This is a genomic window from Psychrobacillus sp. 05T411, assembly GCF_056396485.1.
Map to the genome: position 1 here is coordinate 1 of NZ_JBFTLO010000065.1, position 581 is coordinate 581.

Below are 581 nucleotides of genomic sequence, written 5' to 3' on the forward strand. Positions count from 1 at the left end.
CGGAAATCTCCGGATCAAAGCTCACTCACTTACAGCTCCCCGAAGCATATCGGTGTTAGTGCCGTCCTTCTTCGGCTCCTAGTGCCAAGGCATTCACCGTGCGCCCTTATTAACTTAACCTAAAAGTTAAAAAGTCTTACACATCATGATCACTAAGTGATCATAAATTGAATTTTTTGTATTAATTGTTTCAATGTCGTTTTATCCAGTTTTCAAAGAACAAGTTTCCCATAAAAATATTATGGTGGAGCCTAGCGGGATCGAACCGCTGACCTCCTGCGTGCAAGGCAGGCGCTCTCCCAGCTGAGCTAAGGCCCCGAAATWWWAAAAGGTATGGTGGGCCTAAATGGACTCGAACCATCGACCTCACGCTTATCAGGCGTGCGCTCTAACCAGCTGAGCTATAGGCCCTCTTWGAATTTCATATAGTATTTACATGAACATTCAAAACTGAACTGCAAAACGTTAAGATACAGATAAAGATCTGTATTCCGTAATTATCCTTAGAAAGGAGGTGATCCAGCCGCACCTTCCGATACGGCTACCTTGTTACGACTTCACCCCAATCATCTGTCCCACCT

2 tRNA genes and 2 rRNA genes are annotated in these 581 nt (G+C 44.5%); all 4 read right to left on the minus strand.

Going from position 1 to position 581, the window contains the following annotated elements:
* Positions 1-120, minus strand: a 23S ribosomal RNA gene (locus AC1DFT_RS20810); the annotation flags it as partial.
* 122 nt (positions 121-242) lie between these two features.
* A tRNA-Ala gene (locus AC1DFT_RS20815) sits at positions 243-318 on the minus strand.
* A gap of 16 nt (positions 319-334) precedes the next feature.
* Positions 335-411: transfer RNA gene (locus tag AC1DFT_RS20820), tRNA-Ile, on the minus strand.
* 96 nt (positions 412-507) lie between these two features.
* Positions 508-581 (minus strand): 16S ribosomal RNA (locus AC1DFT_RS20825); the annotation flags it as partial.